Genomic DNA, 2802 nt, shown 5'->3' with positions numbered 1-2802 from the left:
AAAGTTATGCTTAACTTTGTATTCGCTCCTCCACTTATTTTATCATGTATCTGTATATTTCTAGCGATGATTGGATATGATTATTTTATGGGATGGGGGATGTCCTTGTTTTCGATGACCTTTGGACATTTGTTTTATGCTACCTGGTTTATAATTATCTATGCCTACCAACATCGTAATGATGTTGAGGAAGAGACTTCAATGAAACATATAAAAGTAAACCCAGATATGATTTCAAATAGAGAATTTGACAGAGATAGGTTTAAAAAGTAAAGTTTTAAAAGGCATGAGAGGATGGTTTAAATGATACTGGAACGAATTAAAAAAACATTTGAATTTCAAAGAAGTAGAATAAAGGGACCGGTTCCTCTTTGGGGGGTATTAAATGGGATTTTTATTTTATATCCTATATCCTTTTTGGCGTTTTTTGCAGGAGGATTAGAGGTGCTCAACAATCCCTCTTTGTATCAAGGCTTGATTATTACAGGAATTGTTGTTTGGGTATTAAATCTAGTTTTTCTTTTGGATCTTAAGCGAGGGATATTAACCAGTTTTGGAACCTATCTCATGTATCTGACTGGTCATATTTATATCATTATTGGTTTTGGTGCTATGAGTGGGGACCATAACTTTATTGGTCTAAAGCTATCCCTCCCTCTTATTCAATCTATTATTGTTATAGCCGTCATGAGCTGCTTGGTCAATTTAGACTCTGAAGAAGTTATCTCGCAGAAAGCCAGCAAAGTTATGCTTAACTTTGTATTCGCTCCTCCGCTTATTATATCGTGTATCTGTATATTTTTAGCGATAATTGGATATGAATATTTTTGGGGATGGGGTGTATCCTTGCTTTCGATGACCTTTGGACATTTGTTTTATGCTACCTGGTTTATAATTATCTATGCCTACCAACATCGTCATGATATTAAGGAAACAAGACCAATTAAGCATATAGAAGTGTCTTCGGATTTGATTCAAAATAAAGAATTTGATAAAAATAGATTTAAAAAGGAAAAGAAACATGATTAAAGAAATACAGCTACATATGAGCCATTTGATGACAGACCAGGTCCAGATTCAAGCGGACGAATTATTGGAGTTATTTGTTCATACAGAACTCCTTCCCTATACTGATGGTATTTATAAAGATGGCCCAACCATTTTTGAGATGACTCCAACTCAATTTAACGAAGAAAAGCAAGATGTGGGAGTCTATATTCCAGTTATATCTGAAGCAGAGCCAACAAGTCAACTGGATTATCAGGCATCTCTAGATATAGAAGGAATTAGCAAGCGGGTTCTATTTGATGGTAGCTTGGATGAAACAATTGAGGAGATGAAAGCTTATATTCGTGATCATGGTTGGGAGTTGCAGGATAAGTTATACCTAGTCTTGATACCTGTTTATGATGATTTGTTTGTGGATTTGATTATCCCAGTGGAGAAGTAAAATGGCAGAAATTACATATGGTATGAATCAATCCTTAATGATGAGTAATGTCTTGAGTGTGAACTATAATATTGTCGGTGATGAGATTGCAGTAGCCTTTCAAGATATGATTCAAACAGCTGTAGCGGCAGGATATACACCTAAAAGCAACCCATTTTACTCATGCCCCCATATCGGAGAATTGGAAGATGGAACATACAACATCACAGTCTATCTTCCCGTTCATGAGGATTATCTAGGAAAAGAAGAGATAATGGAAGGGACAGCCTATAACAGTTATTTTTTGGTTCCTCGAATGGCAGGAGTAAGAGTTACTGGAGAGGAAGCTGTTGACTTTGATAAGGGGATATACGTGCTAACCAAATTATTACTTGATAATGACTTAGAAGAATCTACACCTGTGTTTTATATTTCAAGTAAGATAAATGATGTTTTATATACAGATATCATGGTAGGGATTCGAGACAAAAGGGATTGAGGATAATATACGGAGAGCTAACGCATTCGGATAAGAATAGGTAGAATTAGACAGATGAATCGGATGTTCTGATGTTTCCTTTTTAGCATCTAAGATAAACATGTTTGATTTTAATCAAAAACCAGGATGAAGCTTATCTTCATCCTGGTTTTTGTGTGCTTAAAAGTTAGTTGGATTCATCCTTCTTACTCTTAAGTAGAAAAGTTGCTGTTAGGACTAGACTCAATCCTGACAAGAATAGTAGTGGACTAGACGTTTCACCAGTAGCTGGAAGTTGTTCTTTAGGAGAATAATTTGTCGATTGAGCAAATCCTGGACTAGATGAAACTTGCTCAGAGCTATTGGCTAATGGCTTGATATCTGTTTCACTTGGTTTTTGATTTGCAGTAGTTGATGCTCCATTAGCTTGATAAACGACTGCATAGGTGCTGAAATGACTAGTCGTAAATTCTGCCATTCCCTCGCGAATAGTAAAATCGAGTGCCTGTAACTCTTTTGATGGAGTTAGGTAGTAGACATTTTCGACAGCTGAGGAAATAGGCAAGCGGACCAAGACAGCTCCTTTTGGTTGCAAACTCTGGTCTGTTGGATTTTTAAGGTGAAGATCGTAAGCATCATAGGTCTTACCAAATAGTTCTTGAGCTAATACACGTCTGCTAGAAATGTGAGAAATTCCCTCTAAGTCAGTCGCTCCTCCAATAATTTCAACTTTAGTCTTTTCATCCTTTAAGACACGAAGTTTATATTCAGGAACAGAAACGGTAGGAGCTTGTTCTTGTCCCGCTGTCCCGACAGGTTGAGTGTACTCAGGGATAGAAACAGTAGGCGGTTGTTCTAGTCCTGCTGTGCCGATAGGTTGAGTGTACTCAGGAAT

General features: G+C 36.9%; 4 protein-coding genes and 1 pseudogene. 4 read left to right on the top strand and 1 reads right to left on the bottom strand.

The features are described from left to right. From HMPREF2701_RS11285 to HMPREF2701_RS00745, 4 genes and pseudogenes are all read left to right on the top strand, one after another. Positions 1–273, top strand: a pseudogene (locus HMPREF2701_RS11285) (hypothetical protein); the annotation flags it as partial. Between the two features lie 30 nt (positions 274–303). Further along, positions 304–1029 (top strand): oligosaccharide translocation protein RFT1, encoded by a 726-nt coding sequence (locus HMPREF2701_RS00755; RefSeq protein ID WP_070481811.1) that lies wholly within the window; start codon positions 304–306, stop codon positions 1027–1029. Continuing rightward, a complete protein-coding gene (locus HMPREF2701_RS00750) occupies positions 1022–1450 on the top strand; it encodes a hypothetical protein (RefSeq protein WP_038804217.1) in 429 nt (142 codons plus the stop codon). Before HMPREF2701_RS00755 ends, HMPREF2701_RS00750 begins: the two co-directional genes overlap by 8 nt. A gap of 1 nt (position 1451) precedes the next feature. Then, positions 1452–1928, top strand: coding sequence for a DUF5085 family protein (locus HMPREF2701_RS00745; RefSeq protein WP_070481809.1), 477 nt, complete (start codon positions 1452–1454; stop codon positions 1926–1928). 166 nt (positions 1929–2094) lie between these two features. On the opposite strand, the gene HMPREF2701_RS11375 is transcribed toward HMPREF2701_RS00745, so the two are convergent. Further along, positions 2095–2802, bottom strand: a 708-nt coding sequence (locus HMPREF2701_RS11375) for an SIALI-17 repeat-containing surface protein (RefSeq protein WP_261674383.1), incomplete at its 5' end; no start/stop codon positions are given.

This window comes from Streptococcus sp. HMSC077D04 (genome assembly GCF_001808785.1).
Lineage (GTDB): Bacteria > Bacillota > Bacilli > Lactobacillales > Streptococcaceae > Streptococcus > Streptococcus mitis_BX.
The sequence above is the reverse complement of the archived record's forward strand: the minus strand, read 5'-3'. Positions and strand labels throughout refer to the sequence as shown.